The organism is Streptomyces sp. NPDC054770, from assembly GCF_053611985.1.
Genome location: NZ_JBSHBL010000057.1, coordinates 38,133 through 59,261, shown reverse-complemented (window position 1 = coordinate 59,261; position 21,129 = coordinate 38,133). Strand labels below are relative to the sequence as shown.

General features: G+C 72.7%; 20 protein-coding genes. 12 read left to right on the top strand and 8 right to left on the bottom strand.

Going from position 1 to position 21,129, the window contains the following annotated elements:
• Nucleotides 1-355: 355 nt before the first annotated feature.
• From proP to ACWGKQ_RS36800, 3 genes are all read left to right on the top strand, one after another.
• Entirely contained in the window at nucleotides 356-1,729 is a 1,374-nt protein-coding gene (gene proP, locus ACWGKQ_RS36810; protein ID WP_453296389.1) for a glycine betaine/L-proline transporter ProP, read from the top strand.
• A 263-nt stretch (nucleotides 1,730-1,992) separates the two neighbouring features.
• The gene (locus tag ACWGKQ_RS36805; RefSeq protein WP_453296388.1) at nucleotides 1,993-3,144 is read left to right on the top strand and encodes a DUF2330 domain-containing protein; all 1,152 of its coding nucleotides are present in this window, start codon (nucleotides 1,993-1,995) and stop codon (nucleotides 3,142-3,144) included.
• Between the two features lie 111 nt (nucleotides 3,145-3,255).
• Complete coding sequence (locus tag ACWGKQ_RS36800) at nucleotides 3,256-3,927, top strand: O-methyltransferase (RefSeq protein WP_453296387.1); 672 nt, start codon at nucleotides 3,256-3,258, stop codon at nucleotides 3,925-3,927.
• Between the two features lie 24 nt (nucleotides 3,928-3,951).
• Here the strand turns inward: ACWGKQ_RS36800 and ACWGKQ_RS36795 are convergent, their stop codons facing one another.
• The gene (locus tag ACWGKQ_RS36795) at nucleotides 3,952-4,341 is read right to left on the bottom strand and encodes a hypothetical protein (RefSeq protein WP_453296386.1); all 390 of its coding nucleotides are present in this window, start codon (nucleotides 4,339-4,341) and stop codon (nucleotides 3,952-3,954) included.
• A gap of 92 nt (nucleotides 4,342-4,433) precedes the next feature.
• Between ACWGKQ_RS36795 and ACWGKQ_RS36790 the strand changes: the two genes are divergently transcribed.
• Nucleotides 4,434-4,871, top strand: coding sequence for a DnaJ family domain-containing protein (locus ACWGKQ_RS36790; RefSeq protein ID WP_453296385.1), 438 nt, complete (start codon nucleotides 4,434-4,436; stop codon nucleotides 4,869-4,871).
• Between the two features lies 1 nt (nucleotide 4,872).
• Here the strand turns inward: ACWGKQ_RS36790 and ACWGKQ_RS36785 are convergent, their stop codons facing one another.
• Together ACWGKQ_RS36785 and ACWGKQ_RS36780 are read right to left on the bottom strand one after the other, a co-directional pair.
• Complete coding sequence (locus ACWGKQ_RS36785; protein WP_453296384.1) at nucleotides 4,873-5,424, bottom strand: hypothetical protein; 552 nt, start codon at nucleotides 5,422-5,424, stop codon at nucleotides 4,873-4,875.
• Nucleotides 5,425-5,429: 5 nt separating this feature from the next.
• Nucleotides 5,430-6,077 carry a hypothetical protein gene (locus ACWGKQ_RS36780; protein WP_453296383.1) on the bottom strand — a complete coding sequence of 216 codons (648 nt, stop codon included), beginning with the start codon at nucleotides 6,075-6,077 and terminating at the stop codon, nucleotides 5,430-5,432.
• A 151-nt stretch (nucleotides 6,078-6,228) separates the two neighbouring features.
• On the opposite strand from ACWGKQ_RS36780, the gene ACWGKQ_RS36775 reads away from it, so the two are divergent.
• A complete protein-coding gene (locus tag ACWGKQ_RS36775) occupies nucleotides 6,229-6,726 on the top strand; it encodes a GNAT family N-acetyltransferase (RefSeq protein WP_453296382.1) in 498 nt (165 codons plus the stop codon).
• On the opposite strand, the gene ACWGKQ_RS36770 is transcribed toward ACWGKQ_RS36775, so the two are convergent.
• Nucleotides 6,719-8,755, bottom strand: a complete 2,037-nt coding sequence (locus ACWGKQ_RS36770; protein WP_453296381.1) for a DHA2 family efflux MFS transporter permease subunit — start codon at nucleotides 8,753-8,755, stop codon at nucleotides 6,719-6,721. The genes ACWGKQ_RS36775 and ACWGKQ_RS36770 overlap by 8 nt on opposite strands.
• A gap of 161 nt (nucleotides 8,756-8,916) precedes the next feature.
• Here ACWGKQ_RS36770 and ACWGKQ_RS36765 point away from each other — a divergent pair, with 161 nt between their 5' ends.
• A complete protein-coding gene (locus ACWGKQ_RS36765; protein ID WP_453296380.1) occupies nucleotides 8,917-9,876 on the top strand; it encodes a peptidoglycan-binding protein in 960 nt (319 codons plus the stop codon).
• Between the two features lie 234 nt (nucleotides 9,877-10,110).
• Here ACWGKQ_RS36765 and ACWGKQ_RS36760 read toward each other — a convergent pair whose 3' ends face one another.
• Nucleotides 10,111-10,773 (bottom strand): HAD-IA family hydrolase, encoded by a 663-nt coding sequence (locus ACWGKQ_RS36760; RefSeq protein WP_453296379.1) that lies wholly within the window; start codon nucleotides 10,771-10,773, stop codon nucleotides 10,111-10,113.
• 217 nt (nucleotides 10,774-10,990) lie between these two features.
• Complete coding sequence (locus ACWGKQ_RS36755) at nucleotides 10,991-11,572, bottom strand: TMEM165/GDT1 family protein (protein WP_453296378.1); 582 nt, start codon at nucleotides 11,570-11,572, stop codon at nucleotides 10,991-10,993.
• A gap of 420 nt (nucleotides 11,573-11,992) precedes the next feature.
• Here ACWGKQ_RS36755 and ACWGKQ_RS36750 point away from each other — a divergent pair, with 420 nt between their 5' ends.
• From ACWGKQ_RS36750 to ACWGKQ_RS36735, 4 genes are all read left to right on the top strand, one after another.
• Entirely contained in the window at nucleotides 11,993-12,637 is a 645-nt protein-coding gene (locus ACWGKQ_RS36750; protein ID WP_453296377.1) for an HNH endonuclease family protein, read from the top strand.
• Between the two features lie 109 nt (nucleotides 12,638-12,746).
• Nucleotides 12,747-14,372, top strand: a complete 1,626-nt coding sequence (locus tag ACWGKQ_RS36745) for an alkaline phosphatase D family protein (protein ID WP_453296376.1) — start codon at nucleotides 12,747-12,749, stop codon at nucleotides 14,370-14,372.
• 205 nt (nucleotides 14,373-14,577) lie between these two features.
• Nucleotides 14,578-16,461 carry an FAD/NAD(P)-binding protein gene (locus ACWGKQ_RS36740; protein WP_453296400.1) on the top strand — a complete coding sequence of 628 codons (1,884 nt, stop codon included), beginning with the start codon at nucleotides 14,578-14,580 and terminating at the stop codon, nucleotides 16,459-16,461.
• Between the two features lie 141 nt (nucleotides 16,462-16,602).
• Nucleotides 16,603-17,217, top strand: a complete 615-nt coding sequence (locus tag ACWGKQ_RS36735) for a DedA family protein (RefSeq protein WP_453296375.1) — start codon at nucleotides 16,603-16,605, stop codon at nucleotides 17,215-17,217.
• A 186-nt stretch (nucleotides 17,218-17,403) separates the two neighbouring features.
• Here the strand turns inward: ACWGKQ_RS36735 and ACWGKQ_RS36730 are convergent, their stop codons facing one another.
• Nucleotides 17,404-17,646 (bottom strand): DUF2277 domain-containing protein, encoded by a 243-nt coding sequence (locus ACWGKQ_RS36730; RefSeq protein WP_453296374.1) that lies wholly within the window; start codon nucleotides 17,644-17,646, stop codon nucleotides 17,404-17,406.
• A gap of 91 nt (nucleotides 17,647-17,737) precedes the next feature.
• Between ACWGKQ_RS36730 and ACWGKQ_RS36725 the strand changes: the two genes are divergently transcribed.
• A complete protein-coding gene (locus tag ACWGKQ_RS36725; protein ID WP_453296373.1) occupies nucleotides 17,738-18,658 on the top strand; it encodes a ketopantoate reductase family protein in 921 nt (306 codons plus the stop codon).
• Here ACWGKQ_RS36725 and ACWGKQ_RS36720 read toward each other — a convergent pair.
• Complete coding sequence (locus tag ACWGKQ_RS36720; protein WP_453296372.1) at nucleotides 18,655-19,230, bottom strand: phosphoribosylanthranilate isomerase; 576 nt, start codon at nucleotides 19,228-19,230, stop codon at nucleotides 18,655-18,657. The genes ACWGKQ_RS36725 and ACWGKQ_RS36720 overlap by 4 nt on opposite strands.
• 426 nt (nucleotides 19,231-19,656) lie before the next feature.
• Here ACWGKQ_RS36720 and ACWGKQ_RS36715 point away from each other — a divergent pair, with 426 nt between their 5' ends.
• On the top strand, nucleotides 19,657-20,967 hold the full coding sequence (locus tag ACWGKQ_RS36715; RefSeq protein ID WP_453296371.1) for an alpha/beta hydrolase family protein: 1,311 nt from the start codon (nucleotides 19,657-19,659) through the stop codon (nucleotides 20,965-20,967).
• Nucleotides 20,968-21,129 lie beyond the last annotated feature (162 nt).

The window sequence follows — 21,129 nt, the reverse complement described above, 5'->3', positions numbered from 1 at the left end:
GTCCCGCACGTCGTTCTGAGAACCCTAAGAGGCTCCCACCACTCTCTGTGCACAGACGCAGGCAACCCCCTCTTCACCTGACATCCGCCGATCTTTTGTCCGGAAGACGACGAAGACGACAGTGCGCGGGCGGTGTGGTTGCGTCCACGGAGCGCGACAAGGATCACAGTGCGCGGCCCGCATACCGGGGCGGGAGCGGGCAGACGTCCCTGTACACAGCACGTTTGGCTGCACTGTGCAGGTAAGTGCGTACGCGACGTAACGCCCCCAAGTGCTCCTATCGTCGCTTTTCGGCCCGTCCACCGCCGTACGGGACCGCACCCCCGTCCCCCACGAAAGGTAGGCGAGCCCCGTTTTGGCGACCGCCACAGCCGTCACCCCGTCCCCCCGTACGGCCACCGCCCCGGCCCCCGCGCCCACCGTCACCGACCCCGCGCTGGTGAAGCGCGCCGTGAAGGCGGCCGCGCTCGGCAACGCCATGGAGTGGTTCGACTTCGGCGTCTACAGCTACATCGCGGTGACCCTGGGCAAGGTCTTCTTCCCGTCCGGCAGCCCGACCGCCCAGCTGCTGTCCACGTTCGGCGCCTTCGCCGCGGCCTTCCTGGTCCGCCCGCTCGGCGGCATGGTCTTCGGCCCGCTCGGCGACCGCGTGGGCCGCCAGAAGGTCCTCGCCGTCACCATGATCATGATGGCCGCGGGCACCTTCGCAATCGGCCTGATCCCGTCCTACGCGACGATCGGCGTCGGCGCCCCGCTCCTCCTCCTCGCCGCCCGCCTGGTGCAGGGCTTCTCGACCGGCGGCGAGTACGCGGGCGCGTCCACGTTCATCGCCGAGTACGCGCCGGACAAGAAGCGCGGCTTCTTCGGCAGCTGGCTGGAGTTCGGCACGCTGGCGGGCTACATCGGCGGCGCGGGTCTGGTGACCCTGATGACGGCGCTGCTCTCCTCGGACGACCTGACGTCCTGGGGCTGGCGGATCCCGTTCCTGATCGCGGGCCCGATGGGCATCATCGGCCTCTACCTGCGGATGCGCCTGGAGGAGACCCCGGCGTTCGCGGCGGAGGTGGCGAAGTCGGAGCAGTCCCGCCCGAAGGTCCCCCTCCGGGAGATGATCACCGGCCAGTGGCGGGCGCTGCTCCTGTGCATGGCCCTGGTCCTGGTCTTCAACGTCACGGACTACATGCTGCTGTCGTACATGCCCAGCTATCTCACCAGTGAGCTGAAGTACGACGAGACGCACGGCCTGCTGGTCGTCCTCGGCGTGATGGCGCTGATGATGATCGTCCAGCCGTTCGCCGGGGCCCTGACCGACCGCGTCGGCCGCCGTCCGGTGATCGCGGCGGGCTGCGCGGGCTTCCTGGCCCTCTCCGTCCCCGCCCTGCTCCTGATCCGCCAGGGCAGCCTGCTCGCGGTCGCCCTCGGCATGGGCGCCCTGGGCCTCCTCCTGGTCTGCTTCACGGCAGCGATGCCTGCCGCCCTCCCGGCCCTCTTCCCGACCCGGGTCCGCTACGGCTCCCTGTCGATCGGCTTCAACATCTCGGTCTCCCTCTTCGGCGGCACCACCCCCCTGGCGGTGACGGCCCTGATCGGAGCGACGGGGAACCTCATGATGCCCGCCTACTACATGATGGCCGCAGCAGTGATCGGCGGCTTCGCGGTCTGGCGCATGGCGGAGACGGCGGGCAAACCCCTTCCGGGCTCGGCGCCTTCGGTGGAAGCGCCCCAGTAGAAGCGCCCCGCAAGGGGCGCGGGGCTGTATCGATATGCGGCTCCGCCGCGCGGGCGCGACAAGCCCCCACGCACCCGCGGCCGACCGACAACGGTCAGCCCCCCTCCCCGGCCCCCACCCACCTGCACCGTTCGAACGATCCGCACCCCCCGTGCGTACCGTCGGTAGACAGACGGTGGCTGTCCGGAACAGGCCCAGGAACCATGCCCTCCGCTATACCGTCTGTAGTCGGTGATCCACACACAGGCGGAGGGCATCGGTTCATGGTCGGGCGCGCACGCGTTCTCGCGGTCCTGCTCACACTCCTCGGCATCCAGCTCGCCTGGCTCGCCGCCCCCGCCTTCGCCTGCGCCTGCGGCGCCCTCGTCCCCGACGCCGGCCGGCAGGTCACCGTCGGCCGCGAGGAATCCGTCCTGCGCTGGGACGGCACCCGCGAACAGATCGTGATGCGCATGACGGTGGACGGCGACGCCGACCGCGCCGCCTGGATCATGCCGGTCCCGCACCGCGCCACCGTCACCCTCACCGACCCGGCCCTCTTCGACCAGCTGCACACCCTCACCGCCCCGGTGCACCGCACCCGCCTCCACTTCTGGCCCGAGGACGGCGACTGGCCGCTCACCAGCGGCAACGCCACCGGCACCGGCCCACCCCGCGCCGGCGTCACCGCCCCCGGCGTCGGCGTCGTCGCCCGCCAGCGGCTCGGCCCGTTCGACGTGGCCCAGCTGACCGCCACCGACTCCGGCGCCCTGGACGGCTGGCTGCGCAGCAACGGCTTCCCCTTCCCGGCCCGCCTGAACACCGCGCTCCAGCCCTACGTCACGGACCACTGGGAGTACGTCGCGGTCAGACTCGCCCCCGACACCACGGACACCGCGCTGCACGGCGCCCTCGACCCGCTCCGCCTCGCCTTCGCCAGCGAACGCCCGGTCTACCCGATGCGGCTGTCGCGGCTCGCCGCCACCCCGCAGTCGCTCGGCCTGTACGTCCTCGCCGCGCACCGCATGGAGCCCCGCTCGGCGATCGGCGGCGACCCCCCGCGGGTCGTCTACGCCGGCCGTCTCAGCCACCCGACCGGCGAGCTGGCCGAGCTCGCCGCCGGCACCCCGTACCTGACGGCGATCGGCCAGGAGTTCCCGTACCCGTCCCGGATCTCCGCCGACCACCTGCTGCGGCAGGCGTCCGCGGACACCCCGTTCCAGCAGGTCGTCTACACGGACCGGCTGCGCGAGGTGGCCGGGGTCCCGGCGTGGCTGCTGACGGTCGGCACCGGGCTGCTGCTGCTCGTCACGGTCGCCTCCCTGACGGCCGTACGGCGTTCCCGGCACCCGGTCCTGCCACCCCCGCCGCCCCCGCCGACGCAGCCGCCGCCCCCGCCCGCGGGACCGCCGACGCCCCCTGCGCCGATCGGCTGAGTTCCGTCCGGCACCGGGGCGGTGGATCACCGGCGTGGCGGCCGCCTCAGTAGTGCTATCCAGGTAGCTGTCAGCGGACAGCCATCTGAATAGGCGAAAGGCAGCGGACGCATGAGCGGCTCTCAGCTCTGGGACGACGTCGACTTCTACTTCACCAGCCACCTGTCACCGGACGACGAGGCGCTCCAGGCGACCCTGCGGGAAAGCGAGGCGAACGAGCTCCCGCACGTCAGCGTCACCGCCAGCCAGGGCAAACTGCTCCAGCTCCTCGCGCAGATCCAGGACGCCCGGAACATCCTGGAGATCGGCACCCTGGGCGGCTACAGCACCATCTGGCTGGCCCGCGCGCTGCCCGCCGACGGCAGGCTGATCTCGCTGGAGTACAGCGCCCGGCACGCCGAGGTCGCGGTCCGCAACATCGCCCGCGCGGGCCTGGAGAAGATCGTCGAGGTGCGGGTGGGCCCCGCCCTGGAGTCGCTGCCCAAGCTCGCCGACGAGAACCCGGCCCCCTTCGACCTGGTCTTCATCGACGCCGACAAGGCCAACAACCCGCACTACGTGGAGTGGGCGCTCCGGCTCACCCGCACCGGCAGCCTGATCGTCGTCGACAACGTGGTGCGCGGCGGCCGGGTCGTCGACGGCGGGAGCCGCGAGCCGGACGTGGTCGGCACCCGCGCCGCGATCGAACTGATCGGTGCCCACCCGAGGCTGACCGGCACGGCGATCCAGACGGTCGGCAGCAAGGGCTACGACGGCTTCGCGCTGGCGCGGGTGCTCGACTGACCCGGCCGGCCGGGAAAGCCCTTCTCAACCCTCGTGATAGAAGCCCACGTTGACGCTGCGCGGGGCGGTGCGGTCCCGGATGACGATCTCGCCGGAGCCGCCCCGGGGCAGCGCGACGGTACCGCCGTACGCGATGCCCTGGGCGTACTCCCCGACCTTCAGCAGCACCTCGGAGGACGGCTCGTCCTGGGAGCCGCGCAGCCAGCTGACCTGCCAGCCGCCCTCGGGCCCGCACAGGAACTCCAGGTGCACCCGGGAGACGAACAGCCAGTCGTCGGGAGTGGTGAGCCGGCAGGCGGAGGCGTCGCGGCCCACCCGCAGCACGGCGCCCGGTTCGCTGGGCGCGTCGGCCATGAGCATTCCGGCCGTCTCGCCCGCTTCTCCGGACACGGAGGCCATGGTGAGTTCGAGCACGTGCGTTCCCCCTGCGCGGTTTCCTGAATCCTTGTTGGATCTCCGGCGCATGATAAAACGCCCGGCCGGGCCGCGTCCGGCACAATGGAGTCATGACCGAGCGAAAGCCACCCGGGGTACCGTTCGAGTCCTGGGTCGACAAGCAGATCGGGGACGCGCAGCGGCGCGGCGAGTTCGATCAACTGCCGGGCCTGGGCGAGCCGTTGCCCGCCGGGCTGGACACGTCGTACGACGAAATGTGGTGGATCAAAAGGAAGATGGCCCGGGAGGGTCTGGCGATGCTGCCGCCGTCGCTCGCCCTGCGCAAGGAGGCCGAGGACGCGCTGGCGGCCGCCTACGCGGCGCCTTCGGAGCGGATCGTCCGCAGGATCATCGAGGAAGTCAACGTCAGGATCCGCGAGATGATGTTCAAGCCGCCGCCCGGGCCCCCGCTGGGCAAGAAGCCGTACGACGTCGAAGAGGTCGTACGCGAGTGGCGGGAGCGCCGGACGGCGGCCGGGACTGAACCGGAACCGGACGTGCCGGGGTGACTCACATGTGCAGCAGCCGGTCGGCCAGTTCGCGGTAGTCGCGCAGGGCCAGCCGGAGCTGCTCGGTGTCCGCGGTGCCGGGGCGGTCCGCGTCGGCGGACTGCCAGCTGCCGCGCAGGGTACGGCGGCGCCGGTCGACGGCGTCGGTGAAGCGGGCGCTGATCTCCTCGACGGCCCGGTCGGCCTCCTCGACGGCCGTGCGCGGCTCGTCGACGAACCCGGTGACCGCGTGCTCCAAGCGCCGCTCCAGCTGCCCGCACTCCTCGTTCGGCATCAGCCGCTCGCCGCGGCCGGCGTCCAGCCGCTCACCGCGGCCCGCGTCCTTCTCGTGGCCGGCGCCCTCGCCGGCCACCAGGACCGCCTGCCCGGGCGCCTCCCGGGCGCCCCGGTCGTCCATGCGCTCCTCGGTTTCCTCCTGTCCCGGGGTGACATCGCCCGCCGGGGCGTCGCCCCAGTCGGTCGTCTTCTCCTCGCGGCCCGGCATCGCTGTGCCGGCGGGATACGCGTCACCGTCGGTGGGACGGCGGCCGGATCCGGTCCTGGCGTCGGTCATGTCGGTCAACTCTCCTTCGGACGGCTCTGGTTGGTCGACCAGGGCAGGTGGCCGCCGGTGTCGGCACCGACACCGGCGCGGTGGCGGCCGGACTCGCGGGACGAGGTGGTGACCAGGTCGTCGAAGAGGAAGCGGGCCTCGATCACGGCCGCCCGCATCTCCTCGGTGCCGGCCTGGCTCTGCGGCGACCCGTCCGCGGGCGCCTCGGCGGCGCGGTGCACACGGCGGTAGCCGTCGACGTGGTCGGCGTGGTGCACGGAGAGCGCGGCCACCTGGTCCTCGTACTCGGCACCGGCCGGGAAGCCGCGGTCGGCGGCCAGTTCGGCGAGCAGCCGGTCGATCTCGGTCACGGACTGCCGCGGCGAGTCGACGAAGTGTTCCTGTGCGGTGGTCCAGCGGGCCGCGTAGCGTTCGCGTTCCGCCGGGTCCAGGTCGCGCTCGTGCAGTCCGCCGTGGCGCTGGACGCGCTCGGTGAGTTCCTGCTCGGCCGCCTTGGTGTCGCCGCCGTGCTGGGCCACCGTCCGCTCGTACTCCGGCCCGAAGCGCCGCTTCAGACCGTGCGGGCTGCTGCCCTTGGAGCGCACGGCCAGTACGGCCGCGACTACGACCACGGCGGCCACGATCACGATTGCGATGATCAAGCCTGTGGACATGGTTGCCTTCCGGTGTCTCGGCCCGACGGGCCGTCTCCTCCTCCGGGTGACCCGCGCGGCGGGCCCCAAACAGCCCGGCGGGACGGAGCCGGCCCCGGGCCGCCGATATCCGGTTGCGCGGGCCACCCCGGCCCGGCGGAGACTACGGCCCATGACCTCCTGGACGATCGCCCCGGACCTCCCGGACTCCGACACCGCCCGCGCCCTGTGGCGGGCGTACTACACGGAGGTCAGCGACCGCTGGTACCTGCTCCACGAGGGCCGCCGCACCGACCCGGCCGAGCTGGAGCGGGAGATCGCCGCCCGGCCGGGCTCCGAACTGGCCCCGCCCACCGGACGGTTGCTGATCGCGCGGTACGACGGCGAGCCGGCCGGCAGCGCGGGCGTACGGATCCTGGACCCGGCCACCGCCGAACTCACCCGGGTCTTCGTGCGCGCGGGGCTGCGCGGCAGGGGCGGCGCCGCGCTGCTCGTCACGGCGGCCGAGGACGCGGCCCGGGCCCTCGGGGCCGCACGGATCGTCCTGGACACCCGCACCGACCTGGTCGAGGCCCGCGCCCTGTACGCACGGCTCGGCTACACCGAGACCGAGCCGCACAACGACGACGTCTACGCCGGGCACTGGTTCCGCAAGGAACTCGTCAGTTGATCCGCCGGGTCGCCGGGTGCTGCGGCTGTTCGCGTTCGGTGCCGCAGAGTTCGTCGGTCAGCTCCCGCACCAGGCGGTCCAGGGCGGTCGGCCGGTCCGGGGTCCACCAGTCGCCGAGGAGTTCGGCGAGGGACTCCTCGCGGGCCCCGGCGAGCCGTTCGGCGACCTCGCGGCCCTCGCCGGTGAGGGTCAGGTCGAGGCCCAGGCGGTCGGCGAGGTGCCGCTCCTCCAGCTGGCGGGCGCCCTCCAGGACGACGTTCATCGGGACCGGGCCGCGCTCGGCGAGCCGGCCCGGCTCCACCGAGCCGTACTTCCGGATCCGCAGCAGCAGCCAGCCGGAGGCGGGCAGCAGGTCGTCGTACCCCGCCCGGGCGTTGATCTTCCGGTAGACCGGCCGGCGCCCCTCCCGGGTGCCGAGCAGGGACAGCGCCCGGGAGCACTCGTCGTACGACGACCGCTGGACCGGGTTGGGCGGGATGGTCTCGGACACGTCCGGCGCGGTGACCGAGCCGCGCAGCCGGTCCTCCTTCAGGAACCAGGCGAGGACGAAGCCGAGGAGGGCGACCGGAGCGGCGTACAGGAAGACGTCGGTGATCGAGGACGCGTACGCGTGCAGGGCCGCCGGACGCAGCGCGGGCGGCAGCGCGGCGATGCCCCGCGGGTCGGCCTTGAGGGAGCCCGGGGTGGCGCCGGGCGGGAGCCGGACGCCCCGGAAGGCGTCGGCGAGCTTGTCGGCGAGCCGGCTCGCGAAGACCGAACCGAAGATGGCGACACCGAAGGAGGCCCCGATGGAGCGGAAGAAGGTTGCGCCGGAGGTGGCGACGCCGAGGTCCTCGTACGACACGGAGTTCTGCACGATCAGCACCAGCACCTGCATGACCAGGCCGAGGCCCAGGCCGAAGACGAAGAAGTAGCCGCTCATCTGGGCGGTGGAGCTGTGCTCGTCGAGCCGGTGGAGCAGCAGCAGCCCGATGGTGGTCACGCCGGTGCCGGCGACCGGGAACACCTTCCAGCGCCCGGTGCGGCTGACGATCTGCCCGGAGAGGGTCGACGACAGCAGCAGGCCGATCACCATCGGCAGCATGTGCACGCCCGACAGGGTCGGCGAGATGCCGTGCACGACCTGGAGGAAGGTCGGCAGGTAGGTCATCGCGCCGAACATCGCGAACCCGACGATGAAGCTGATCAGCGCGGCGAGGGTGAAGGTGCGGATGCCGAAGAGCTTCAGCGGGAGCACGGGTTCGGCGGCCCGCCGTTCGACGGCCACGAAGGCCACGGCGAGGACGACCCCGAGCACCGCGAGCCCGATGATCTGCGGCGAGCCCCAGCGCCAGGTCGTCCCGCCCAGCGAGGCCACCAGCACCAGGCAGGTGGCGACGGCGGCGATCAGGAAGGTGCCGAGGTAGTCGATGACATGGTGGGCGCTGCGGCGCGGGATGTGCAGTGCGGCGGCGATCACGGCGAGCGCGACGATGCCGACGGGCAGGTTGACGTAGAACACCCAGCGCCAGCTCAGCTGCTCGGTGAGCACCCCGCCGAGCAGCGGCCCGAGCACGCTGGTGGCACCGAAGACGGCACCGAACAGCCCTTGGTAGCGCCCCCGTTCACGCGGCGGCACGAGGTCCCCCACGATCGCCATCGACAGCACGATGAGCCCCCCGCCGCCCAGCCCCTGCAACGCGCGGAAGCCGATCAGCTCGCCCATGTTCTGCGCCATCCCGCACAGCGCCGACCCGATGAGGAAGATCACGATCGCGAGCTGGAAGAGCCGCTTGCGCCCGTACTGGTCGCCGAGCTTGCCCCACAGCGGGGTGGCGGCGGTGGAGGCCAGCAGGTAGGCGGTGACCACCCACGACAGGTGTTCGAGCCCGCCGAGGTCGCTGACGATGGTCGGCAGGGCCGTCGACACGATCGTCTGGTCCAGCGCGGCCAGCAGCAGTCCGAGCAGCAGTGCCCCGATCGGGACCAGCACATTGCCGGGTACGCGCTCCGCGTCCTTCGCCGGAGTCTGCGTCGCTTGCAGGGCCATGGCGACCTCCCGGGGCTTTCGACCATCTTCCATCGTGGAGGGTGTCGCCCGGTATGGCCCGTCGAGTCCTTTTGGGTGCCTCTGAGGCGAGGGGTGCCGGCGAACGTACGTGTGGGAGCTCTGCATAATCTGTGGAGTTCTTGAGGGGAGGGAGGGCCGCTGTGACGGAGACGACCGGGAGCGAGGGCCACCAGTGCCCGCAGTGCGGGACGCCGAAGGGGCCGGACGGCTCCCCCTCCTGCGACTGCAACCAGCGGGCCTCCGACGCGCTGCGCGACGCGCGTACGGCCGAACAGGCGGCGGCCGAGGACTTCGACCCGCTGCGGATACGGCCGTACGTCGCCATCGAGCGCGACGCCGACGCCGACGCCGACGGCTACGCCGACGGCGGGGAGACCGAGGTGCTGCCGGTGACGGCCGTGCCGGTCGCCGCCGGGGCGACCGTGCCGCTGCGGGCGGTGCCCGCCGACGTCCCCGGCCCGGCCCCGGAAGCCCTGGAAGCGCCGGATGCCGCGGAAGCGCCTCGCCGGGGTCCCCGCTGGGCGCTGCTCCTGTCGATCGCCGGGGCGGTGATCGGGATCCTCGCCGTGGCGGGGTTCGCGAGCGGGCTGTTCGCCCATGCGACGCCGACGCGGGACGAGGCGGCACCGAAGGACGTACGGGAGAGCGTCCCGGACGTGACCCCGAGCACGGCGTCGCCGTCGGCCGCGGCGCCGGTGACCTCGCCGGGATCCTCGGCGCCGGCCACACCGTCCGGCTCCGCGAGCCCGAGCGTGTCGCACTCCGCGTCCCCGGCGCCGTCCAGCGCCAGCCCGTCCCCGTCCCCCTCCCGCTCGGCCTCGCCGGCCGAGTCGGCCTCGACGACCGGCGCGGCGGCCTCCGTCCAGCCCACCTCGCCGCCGGTCCTGCGCCTCGGTGACACCGGGGCGGAGGTGACGGAACTCCAGCAGCGGCTGGCCCAGCTCGACCTCTACACGGGGAAGGCCGACGGCCACTACGACCGCAAGACCGAGGACGCGGTACGGACGTACCAGCTGTCGCGGGGGATCCTCACCGACGAGTCGGGGGTCTACGGAACGGCCACGCGCACGGCACTGGAGTCGGAGACGACGGAGCCGTAGGGGGCGGGCCGGGGGGGGGGGGGGGGGCGGCGCTGCTGCCGCCCCCCGGCGCGGCGGGGTGCGGCGGGGGGGGGCCGGGGGGGGCGGCGGCGCCCCGCCCCCGCCCGGGCGGGGCCGGGGCGCTGTCCGGCCGCTCCTCTTCAGCCGCCCAGCTGCGGGCAGGGGTGCCGCAGGGCGGCACGGGTGGGCGCAGCGGCACCCGGCCAGCGCCGGTGAGCGTTCCCGCCCCCCACCTCAGCCCCCGCTCACGGTCACCCGGACCGATCCGTCCCCGGTCGCCTCCACCCGCACCCCCGTCAGATCCCGCACCACCGCATCCGGCCCGTGCACGCCCGCCCGCGCCCCGACACCCACGACCCGCATCCCCGCCGCCCGCCCCGCCGCGATCCCCGCGCCGGAGTCCTCGAACACCACGCAGTCGGCCGGGGCGATCCCCAGCTCCGCCGCCCCCTTCAGAAAGCCCTCGGGGTCCGGCTTGCTGGCGCCCACCGACTCCGCGGTCACCCGCACCGCCGGCAGCGGCAGCCCGGCGGCGGCCATCCGTGCCGTCGACAGCGCCACGTCCGCCGAGGTCACCAGAGCGTGCGGCAGCCCCTGGAGGGAGGCGAGGAAGGCCGCGGCGCCCGGTACCTCCACCACGCCGTCCGTGTCGGCCGTCTCCTCCGCGAGCATCCGCGCGTTGTCCGCGAGGTTCTGCTTCACCGGCCGGTCCGGCAGCAGCACCGCCATGGACGCATGCCCCTGGCGCCCGTGGACGACCTTCATGACCTCGTCGCCGTCCAGCCCGTGCCGCTCGGACCAGCGCCGCCAGACGCGTTCCACGACGGCGTCGGAGTTGACGAGGGTGCCGTCCATGTCGAGCAGGAGGGCGCGGGCGGTGAGGACGGTGGCCGTCATCGGGTAGCTCCTAGTGCACAGGCCGAACACAGGCCGAAAGCAGGCCTGGAAGAACAAGGCGGCCCCGCCCGCCGGTCAGGGAAAACGGGCGGGAGCCACTTTGTTCCCCCACGGTACAAAACAGAACGCCGATCCCGCCACCGTCGTCGCCGACCGTTCACCGACTCTTCAGCTCGACCGGGTGAACCTCGGGGAGCCGCGGAGAGCCCCGGGCCGCTCAGCCCGCGACCGCCTCCCACAGGCTCCACACGCCCAGCGCCAGCATCAGCACCGCCGCGATCTGCGTGATCAGCCGCAGCGGCACCTTCTTCATCAGCGCCTTGCCGCCGACGATGCCGAGCCCGGCCACCGCCCACAGGCCGAGCACCGCGCCGAGGCCGACGGAGAGCGGGTCGTCGTAGCGCGCCGCGAGGTTCGCCGTCATGATCTGCGTGAGGTCCCCGAACTCGGCGACCAGGATGAGCATGAACCCGGTGCCGGCGACCTTCCAGAAGGACTGGTCGGCCGGCTTGCGGATCTCCTCTTCCTCCTCGCCCTTCTTCAGCAGCAGCACGGCCGCGCCGCCGAGGAAGAGCACACCGGTCAGCGCGTGCACGATCTGCTGCGGGAGCAGGGTCAGGACACTGCCGGCCGCGACGGCGAGCACGACATGCAGCAGGAAGGCCGCGGCGACACCGGCGAAGACGTACGACGCCCGGTAGCGCGTACCCAGGACGAGGCCGGCGAGCGCGGTCTTGTCGGGCAGTTCGGCGAGGAAGATGACGCCGAAGACGAGCGCCGTCACGGTGATGCTGATCAAGGGTCCTCAATCGGTCGGGGCCACCCCGCCGAGAGCACCGCACTTCGCAGTCGAACACCTCGGCACGGCAGCGCACACGGTCACCCGTGCCGTACGGCACGGGTATGCACTGCTTGCCGAAGGTCTCGCTGGCGGCCTCCGGCCGAGATGGCCGGGATCCGCCTCCGGGCGCCGGCTCAGACGGGCTGAGCAGTATGTCGACGGTCCGGCGAAGAGCTACTCCCCTTCAACGCCGTCAAGAGTACGTGACTCCGCCATCGATCCCAAGGGCGGAGCTCCCGCCTGTGAGTCACGTCGCACATCTTGTCGTGTCATGCACACGTCACTAGTTTCTTACCGAACACTCACCCATCGGCAACACGGCCGCGCGAGCATTCCCTCGCTCGCGCTCCAACACCCCCACCCCACAAGGGAGTTCGCATGCCGAAGTTCTACGCGCGTCGACGGCTCAGCATACTCGCGTCTTTCACCGGACTCATAGCCTCCGCCGCACTGTTCAACTCCCCGAGCGCCTCCGCCGCCCTGCCCACCCCGGTCAGCGCGTCCACCGCCCGCACCTACCTCGCCTCCCTCACCGTGGCGACCGAGGTCAGGACCGGCTACGAGCGCGACCTGTTCCCGACCTGGGACACCATCAGCGGCACCTGCAACACCCGTGAGTGGATCCTCAAGCGCGACGGTACGAACGTCGTCACCAACTCCGCCTGCACCGCCACCAGCGGCAGCTGGTACTCCCCCTACGACGGTGCCACCTGGACCGCCGCCTCCGACGTCGACATCGACCACCTCGTGCCGCTGGCCGAGGCCTGGGACTCCGGTGCCCGCAACTGGACCACCGCCCAGCGCGAGGCCTTCGCCAACGACGTCACCCGCCCGCAGCTCCTCGCCGTCACGGACAACGTGAACCAGTCCAAGGGCGACCAGGACCCGGCCACCTGGATGCCGTCCCTCACCTCGTACCGCTGCACCTACGTCCGCGCCTGGGTCCAGGTGAAGTACTACTACAACCTCTCGGTGGACTCCGCCGAGAAGAGCGCGCTCACCAGCTACCTCTCCGCCTGCTGAACCCTCCCCGGCTCTCTTTCCCGCGTCGGAGCCTCCCCGCCGACCTCTGTCGTTCCGTACCGTACGGGGCGACAGAGGCGAACCGACCGAGGAAGAGGGCGGGGCGATCGTGGCCGGACTGCGCCTGGGACCGCTGCTGAGGTACACCGACGGCTCGTCGGCGACCGTCTGGGTCGAGGCGAGCCGTCCGTGCACCGCCGAGGTGCGCTGCGCGGACGGCGCCGGCGGCACCGCGCACACCTTCCAGGTGGCCGGCCACCACTACGCCCTGATCCCGGTCACCGGGCTGACTCCGGGGACGTCACCGTCGTACGACGTCCTCCTGGACGGCACCCGCGTGTGGCCGTTGCCCGGCTCCCGGTTCCCGCCCTCGGTGATCCGCACCCGGGCCGCCGGTGACGGTCTCGACGTCGTCTTCGGCTCCTGCCGCTGGGCCGCTCCCCCGGCCGCCGGCCGCGACCCGGTCGGCCCCGACGCCCTGGACAGCCTGGCCGCGCGCCTCGCCGCCGGTGGCCGGCGCCCCGACGTACTGCTGCTGCTGGGCGACCAGGTGTACGCCGACGAGACCTCCGCGGCCACCCGGCGCTGGCTGGCCGCCCGCCGCGACCTCGCGGACCCGCCCGGCGCCGAGGTCGCGGACTACGAGGAGTACACCCGCCTCTACTACGAGTCCTGGCTGGACCCGGAGGTGCGCTGGCTGCTGTCCACCGTGCCCAGTTTCATGATCTTCGACGACCACGACGTGATCGACGACTGGAACACCTCCGCGGCCTGGCTGGCCGACCTGCGCGCCACGCCCTGGTGGCAGGAGCGGCTGCTCAGCGGGCTGATGTCGTACTGGGTCCATCAGCACCTGGGCAACCTCTCACCGGCCGAACTGGCCGCCGACCCGGTGTACGCGGCCGTGTGCTCGGCCCCCGACGGCACCGACGAACTGCGCGCCTTCGCCGCCGGGGCCGACGCCGATCCCGCCTCGGTGCGCTGGAGTTACCGGCGTGACCTCGGGCGGGTGCGGCTGCTGATGGTGGACACCCGGGCGGCCCGGGTGCTGGACGAACAGAATCGCGCCATGCTCGACCCCGGCGAGGCCGAGTGGCTGCGCGAACAGGCCCTGGACGACCGGGAGTCGTACGACCACCTCCTGGTCGGCAGCTCGCTGCCCTGGCTGCTGCCGCACCTGATACACGACGTCGAGGCCTGGGACGCGGCGCTGTGCCGGGGCGAACGCGGCCCCCGCTGGGCGGAGTTCGGGGAACGGCTGCGCCGCGCGGCCGACCTGGAGCACTGGGCGGCCTTCCCCGCGTCCTTCGCCGACCTGGCCGGCCTGTTCGCCCGGACCGGCTCCGGCTCCGGGGCGCCCGCCTCCGTCTGCGTCCTGTCCGGAGACGTCCACCACGCCTACGTCGCCGAGGCCGCGTGGCCCGCCGGAGCCGCACCCGACTCCCGTGTGCTGCAACTCACCTGCTCCCCCGTCCACAACTCCGTGCCGCCGACGATGCGGATCGGCTTCCGGTTCGGCTGGAGCGCCCTCGCCCGGTTCCTCGGACGCCGGTTCGCCCGGCACGGGCGCTGTGCGCACCCGCCCGTGACCTGGCGGAAGAAGGGCGGCCCGTGGTTCGGCAACCAGCTCATGACGCTGACACTGCACGGCCGTTCGGCCCGGCTCAGACTGGAGCGGGCCCGGCGGGACGGGACCCTGGAAACCGTGGAGGAGTCCGTCCTCACCACCCCATGAAGGACAACCCGGGAACAACTGGGCCGCGTGGGGCGCGCGTTGGCAACTGTTAACCGCGACGGCATGATGAGGCGGACCGTCCGCTTCCGATCCCGTGCGGACGGCGTCACTGCCCTGCGCCCCCACCCGCCCGGGAGTCACGTCCTTGTCCTCCTCCCCCCACGAGGCCGTCCAGGAATCCGTCCAGGAGTCCGTCCACGACTCCGTGCCGGTCTCCGTCGCCCTGGTCGGCGCCGGTCCGCGCGGCACCAGCGTCCTGGAACGCCTCTGCGCCTCCGCCCCCGAACTGCTGCCTCCGGGACGGCGCCTCACGGTCCATGTGATCGACCCGGCCGCACCGGGCCCCGGCCGGGTCTGGCGTACGACGCAGTCGGCGGAGCTGCTGATGAACACCGTGGCGAGCCAGGTCACCCTGTTCACCGACGACAGCGTGGACTGCGCGGGCCCCGTCCGGCCCGGCCCCAGCCTGCACGCGTGGGCCGGCGGTGAGCTGGACCCCGACGACTACCCGACCCGCGCCCACTACGGCCGCTACCTGGAGTGGGTGTTCGCGCGGACGGTCTCCCGGGCACCGGCGGCGGTCCGCGTCGAGACCCACCGCGCCCGTGCCGTACGGCTCGACGACGACCCCGGCGGCCGTCGTCAGACGCTCACTCTCGACGACGGCCGCACCCTGCCGGGCCTGGCGGCGGTGGTGCTGGCCCAGGGCCACCTCCCGGTCGCGGCGGCCCCCGTGGACCGTCGCCACCGCGCGCACGCCGCCCGGCACGGCCTCCGGCACATCCCGCCCGCCAACCCGGCCGACGTCGACCTCACCCCGCTGGCGCCCGGCGAACCGGTACTGCTGCGCGGCCTGGGCCTCAACTTCTTCGACCACCTGGCCCTGCTGACCACCGGCCGGGGCGGCCGTTTCACCCGCACACCCGACGGCACCGCCCTGCGCTACACCCCGTCCGGCCGCGAGCCCCGCCTGTACGCCGGCTCCCGGCGCGGTGTCCCGTACCAGGCCCGCGGCGACAACGCGAAGGGACCGTACGGCCGCCACACCCCGCTCCTGCTCACCCCCGAAGCGATCGCGGGCTTCCGTGCACGCGCGGACTCCGGCGCGGCGCCCGACTTCCTGGCGGAGATCTGGCCACTGGTCGCGAAGGAGGTGGAGACGGTCTACTACGCGGCCCTGACCGGCGATCCGGGGTTCACCGGGCGCTTCCTCGCGGCCGACGGCCGGCCCGCGGAGACGGCCGTACTCGACGCCCACGGCGTACCGGAGCCGGACCGCTGGTCCTGGCGGCGCCTCCAGCATCCTTACGGGGAGCGGGAGTTCACCGATCCCGCGCAGTGGCGGGCCTGGCTCCTGGAGTACCTGCGCGCGGACGCGGCACAGGCGGCCCTCGGCAATGTGCACGGCCCGCACAAGGCCGCCCTGGACGTGCTGCGCGACCTGCGCAACGAGATACGGCTGATCGTCGACCACGGGGGCCTGGCCGGTGCCTCCCGGCGGGCCCACCTGGACGGCTGGTACACCCCGCTCAACGCGTTCCTGTCCATCGGCCCGCCCCGCCGCCGGATCGAGGAACTCGCCGCGCTGCTGGCGGCGGGCGTGGTGGAGGTGCTCGGCCCCGGACTGGAGGTGGACCGCGGGGACGGCGCCTGGGTGGCCCGCTCGCCCGAGGTCCCCGGCTCGGAGGTCCGGGTGACCGCCCTCATAGAGGCCCGCCTCCCGGAGCCGGACCTGCGCCGCACCGCCGACGAACTACTGGCCGGCCTGGTCCGCGAGGGCGCGTGCCGGCCGCACGTGGTGGACGGCCACGAGACCGGCGGCGTCGACGTGACACCGCGCCCGTACCGTCTCATCGGCCGTCACGGCCGCCCGCACCCACGCCGGTTCGCCTTCGGGGTGCCCACGGAGGGGGTGCACTGGGTGACCGCGGCGGGGGCCCGGCCGGGCGTGGACTCGGTGACCCTGTCGGACGCGGACGCGATCGCGCGGGCGGTCCTGCGGACGGCGGCGGCCGAAGCGGAAACGGCCCTACAGCCGGCCCCGCAGCCACCGACGGCGGCCGAACGGAACACGCCGGTCACGGTATGAAGCCGGATGAAGCCGCATGACCCTTGACCGATAACCCTTTGCCGAACATACGAGCCCCCCGTGACACTCCTGTCACACCCCACGCGTACGCTGTATGGCTGTCGTCGGGGGGCGCAACAGGACAATCACGGGGGAACCGTCGTGTGGGAAAGCATGGGGTCGCTGGAGGCCGGGCCATGGATATACGCCATGGTGGCCCTCTCCGTGCTGCTCGACGTGTTCCTGCCGGTCCTGCCTAGCGGGGTGCTGGTCATCACCGCGGCCACGGCTGCGGCGGCGGGCACCGGAGCATCGGCCGGACAGGTTCCGCCGCACGTCCTGCCCGACTTCCTGGCGCTGACCCTCTGCGCGGCCACCGCGTCGGTCCTCGGCGACCTGGTCGCCTACCGGCTGGCCCGGCGCGGCGGCGCCCGCCTGGACCGCGCGATCGCCCGCTCCCGGCGGCTGAGCAGCGCGCAGGAACGTCTCGGCGAGGCGCTCTCCCGAGGCGGCGGCGCGCTGGTGGTACTGGCCCGTTTCGCCCCGGCCGGCCGCTCGATCGTCTCCCTCGGCGCGGGCGCGACCCACCGCAGCGTCCGCGACTTCCTCCCCTGGTCCGCCCTGGCAGGCCTGACCTGGGCGATCTACAGCGTCACCCTCGGCTGGCTGGGCGCCCAGTGGCTGGGCGCGACCTGGATGGCGACGGCGGTATCGGTCGCAGCACTGTTCGCCGCAGGAGCGGGCGCGGGCTACCTGATGCGAAGACGCCCTGCCTGACCCGTCACCTCATCCAGCCGCAGACAGCCGTGTCAGCTCATACAACCGCTGGCAGCGTCGCAGTTACTCAGCCGCGGGCAGTCGTGCCTCCCCCAGCGCCTTAAGGGCGTGGGAGGTGCCCCCAGGCGGCACGGGTGGGCGCGGGCGGCACCCGGCCAGCGCCGGTGAGCGTCCCCACCCCCCACCTCAGCCCCCACCCACGGCCCCTGGCGCAGCGGTCTGCCCTCGCACCTCCAGTCCCCCCAACAACGCCGCGGTGGCCTCCGCAACCGCATCCACCGCCCGCTCGAACACCTCCCGGTTGTGCGCGGCCGGCGCCCGGAACCCGGACACCTTCCGCACGTACTGCAACGCGGCAGCACGGATCTCCTCCTCCGTGGCCTCCTCGGCCAGCTGAGGCGGACGCAGGGTCTTGATACTCCGGCACATGTCCCCAGTCTCCCGCAGACACCCTCCTTCCTGCGAAGATCTTCCCGAGGCGGCCACCACTCCCGGGGCCGACCGAAGAGAGGACAACTCCATGCCGAACAGCCCGGACACCCCCGGCCGCCACCTCACCGTCGCCGTCCTCGGCCCCGGCGGCGTCGGCGGCCTCCTCGCCGCCCTGCTCTCCCGCTCCGGCCACCGCGTCCTCTGCCTCGCGGGCGAGGAGACGGCACACACGCTCCGTACCACCGGCATCCAGGTCCGCAGCCCCCTGTTCGGCGACTTCACGGCCCCCGTCGAGGCCGACACGGCTCTGCGCGAACCGGTCGATGCCTGCCTGGTGACCGTCAAGGCCACCGCGCTGGACGCGGCCCTCACCCGGGTCCCGCCCGCGGCCCTCGGCGACGCCCTCCTCGTACCGTTCCTGAACGGCGTGGAACACCCCGCGCTGCTGCGCGCCCGCTACGCCCCCGACCGCGTGGCACCGTCCGTGATCCGCGTCGAGTCGACCCGCACGGCCCCCGGCCGGGTCGAACACACCAGCCCCTTCGCGGAGATCGACCTGACCGGCGCCAAGGTCCCCCACCCCCGCCTGACGGCCCTGGCCGAAACCCTCACCGCCGCGGGCCCGGCCACCCGCGTCCTGGACGACGAAACCACGGCGCTCTGGGCGAAGATGGCGTTCCTCGCCCCGCTCGCCCTCCTCACCACCCGCTACGCCCTCCCCCTCGGCGAGGCCCGCACCCGGCACCGCGAGGAACTGGCCTCCCTCGTGGCGGAGACGGCGGCGGTCAGCCGCGCCTGCGGCGCCCCCGTCGACCCGGCCCAGGCCCTGGCCCGGTACGACGCCTTCCCACCCGCAACCAGGTCCTCGATGCAACGCGACGCGGAGGCCGGCCGTCCCCTCGAACTCGACGCGATCGGGGGCGCGTTGCTGCGCGCGGCGGACCGGCACGGCGTACCCGTACCGGTGACGGCCCGCATCGTCAGGGAGTTGCGCGAGGCCGGCCGCTAGCGGCCGTGCCGCCCGGGGGTGCGGGCGGCGGCGACGAAGGCGGCCATCCTCTCGCGGCTCTTGACCCCCGGCGCGGTCTCGACACTGCTGGAGACGTCCACGCCGTAGGGCCCGAACTCCTCGATGACAGCAGCCACGTTGTGCTCGTCGAGGCCGCCGGCGATCACCACCTTCCCCGGCACCTGACCGACCCAGCCGGGGATGTCCTCGAACACGCCGCTGCCCGCGCTGGCGTCGTAGAAGAAGTACCGCAGGGCCTCCGGCTTCTCGGGCGGGGTGCCGGAGGCGAGGGCGAGGTTCGGGATGTCGGCCGGCTCGTAGATCTGGATGATGTCGACGTGCTCGGCGACGGCCGCCGTCTCGGCGTGGGTCAGGGCCACGGCGAAGACGGTGATCCGTCCCCGGGCGTGGTCGGCGAGCGCCACGGCCCGTTCGGGCGGGCAGTACCGCTTGCTCCTGGGGGTCACGACGATCCCGACGGCGTCGTATCCCAGCTCGACGGCCCAGTCGATCTGCTGCTCCTGGGTGAGCCCGCACACCTTCACGAACGTCGGCTGCCGTTGCCCGCTCATCCGTCCCCTGCTCCGTTCTCCCGCCCGGCGGGAACGTGGTCGTGCCGTCGCCCCCCAGGCTCTCATTGCGGGCCCGGGGCCGTGCGCGCCGCGCGGTGCGGGCCCGCGAACCGGCAGGTCGTCAGACCACCGTTCCCGGTGTGTCCGCCGACGCCGGCAACCGAGTCAACCTGCCGCCGGGCGCCTCGACTTGACGGGTGTGCCCGGCCGCACCGCAGGGGCGCGGCCGGTGCCGTGGAGCGCCGGATCAGCGGACCGCGACAGCGCTCGGCATCCGGTACGTGAGGTCACCACGGGGTCGTCCGGGGCGCGTGGGTCGGCAGGCGGCTGTCGCGGTACGGTGTGCGGCAGTCGATCGCCCGTTCTGTGATCGCTGACCCACGAGGGGGTTTCATGAATCACCGCCGCCTGCGCCACCGTCGCAGAATGATCGCCGTAGCGGTCGGCTCTGCGGGTGCGCTGGCCGTTGCACTGGGTGTGGGGCTGACCTCGGCGATGGCCACCGGGACGTCGTCCGCCACGCCTGCGCCCACCGCGTCCTCGTCCGCCACGAGCACGCCCTGGGCGCCCGAGAACGACGAGAAGCCGCTGGGCCACCAGAAGGCCGCCGTACACCCTCAGACCCTCTCGGCCGGCCGCAAGGCGTCCGCTCTGCAGCTCAACATGCCCGCACCCAGCGGGAAGTACAGCGTGGGCATGGTCGGCCTGCACCTCGTCGACAAGTCCCGTACGGACCCCTACGTGTCCGGCAGCAAGTCCCGTGAGCTGATGGTGTCGCTCTGGTATCCGGCCACCTCGACGTCCGGGCACTACCAGGCGCCGTGGATGCCGTCGATCTCCGGCGCCCACTTCCTCGCCACGCGCGGGCTGTCGCCGCAGCTGGTGACCCTGCCGACCACGGCGGGCCATGTTCTCGCCCCGGTGAACACCAAGCTCGGCAAGCTGCCCGTCCTGCTGTACTCGACCGGGCTGCACTCGGACCGCGCGATGGGCACCGCGCTCGTCCAGGATCTCGCCAGCCGCGGCTACCTCGTCGTCACCGTCGACCACACCCACGACGCCAACGAGGTGCAGTTCCCCGGCAACCGGCTCGAGGTCAACAAGATGCCGGCGGGCGCCCACTCGTCCGACACGCTCAAGGTGCGCGCGGCCGACATCAAGTTCGTCATCAACCAGCTCTCCACGCTCAGCAAGGGCGGCAACCCGGACGCCGGCAAGGCCACCCTGCCCGTCGGGCTGACGAAGTCGGTCGACATGTCGAAGATCGGGATGTTCGGCTGGTCGCTGGGCGGCGCGGCGGTCGACACCGCCATGCAGCTCGACAGCCGTATCGCCGCCGGTGCCAACCTGGACGGCCAGTTCTTCGGCACGGCTCCGAGCAAGGACCTGAAGCGCCCCTTCATGCTCTTCAGCTCCGGCAGCCACAACCGCAGCAACGACTCCTCGTGGCGCACGCTGTGGTCGCACCTGAAGGGCTACAAGGTCGACATCAAGCTCAAGGGCGCGGCCCACCTGTCCTTCAGCGACAACGAGTGGATGATCCCCCAGGAGGCGCGCCTGCTCGGGCTCTCTCAGGCGCAGATCCAGCAGCAGTACGGCACGATCGACCCGGACCGCGCGATCGCGGTCCAGCGCGTCTATCTGGCGGCCTTCTTCGACCAGGAGCTGCGCAAGCAGCACAGCACCCTGCTCGACGGGTCCAGCAGCAAGTACCCGGAGATCTCTTTCGTCCCCTGATCGAACAGCCGGCCGGACAGCTGTCCGGACATCCGAGGGGCGGGTCCTGCTCGTGGGCCCGCCCCTCGGCTCGCCGTGGACCCGTATGCGTCGACCGTCACCCGGTGGTCCAGTTCACACGTACGAAACAGGCGTGAAAGTGTGATGGTTATGTAATCGCCT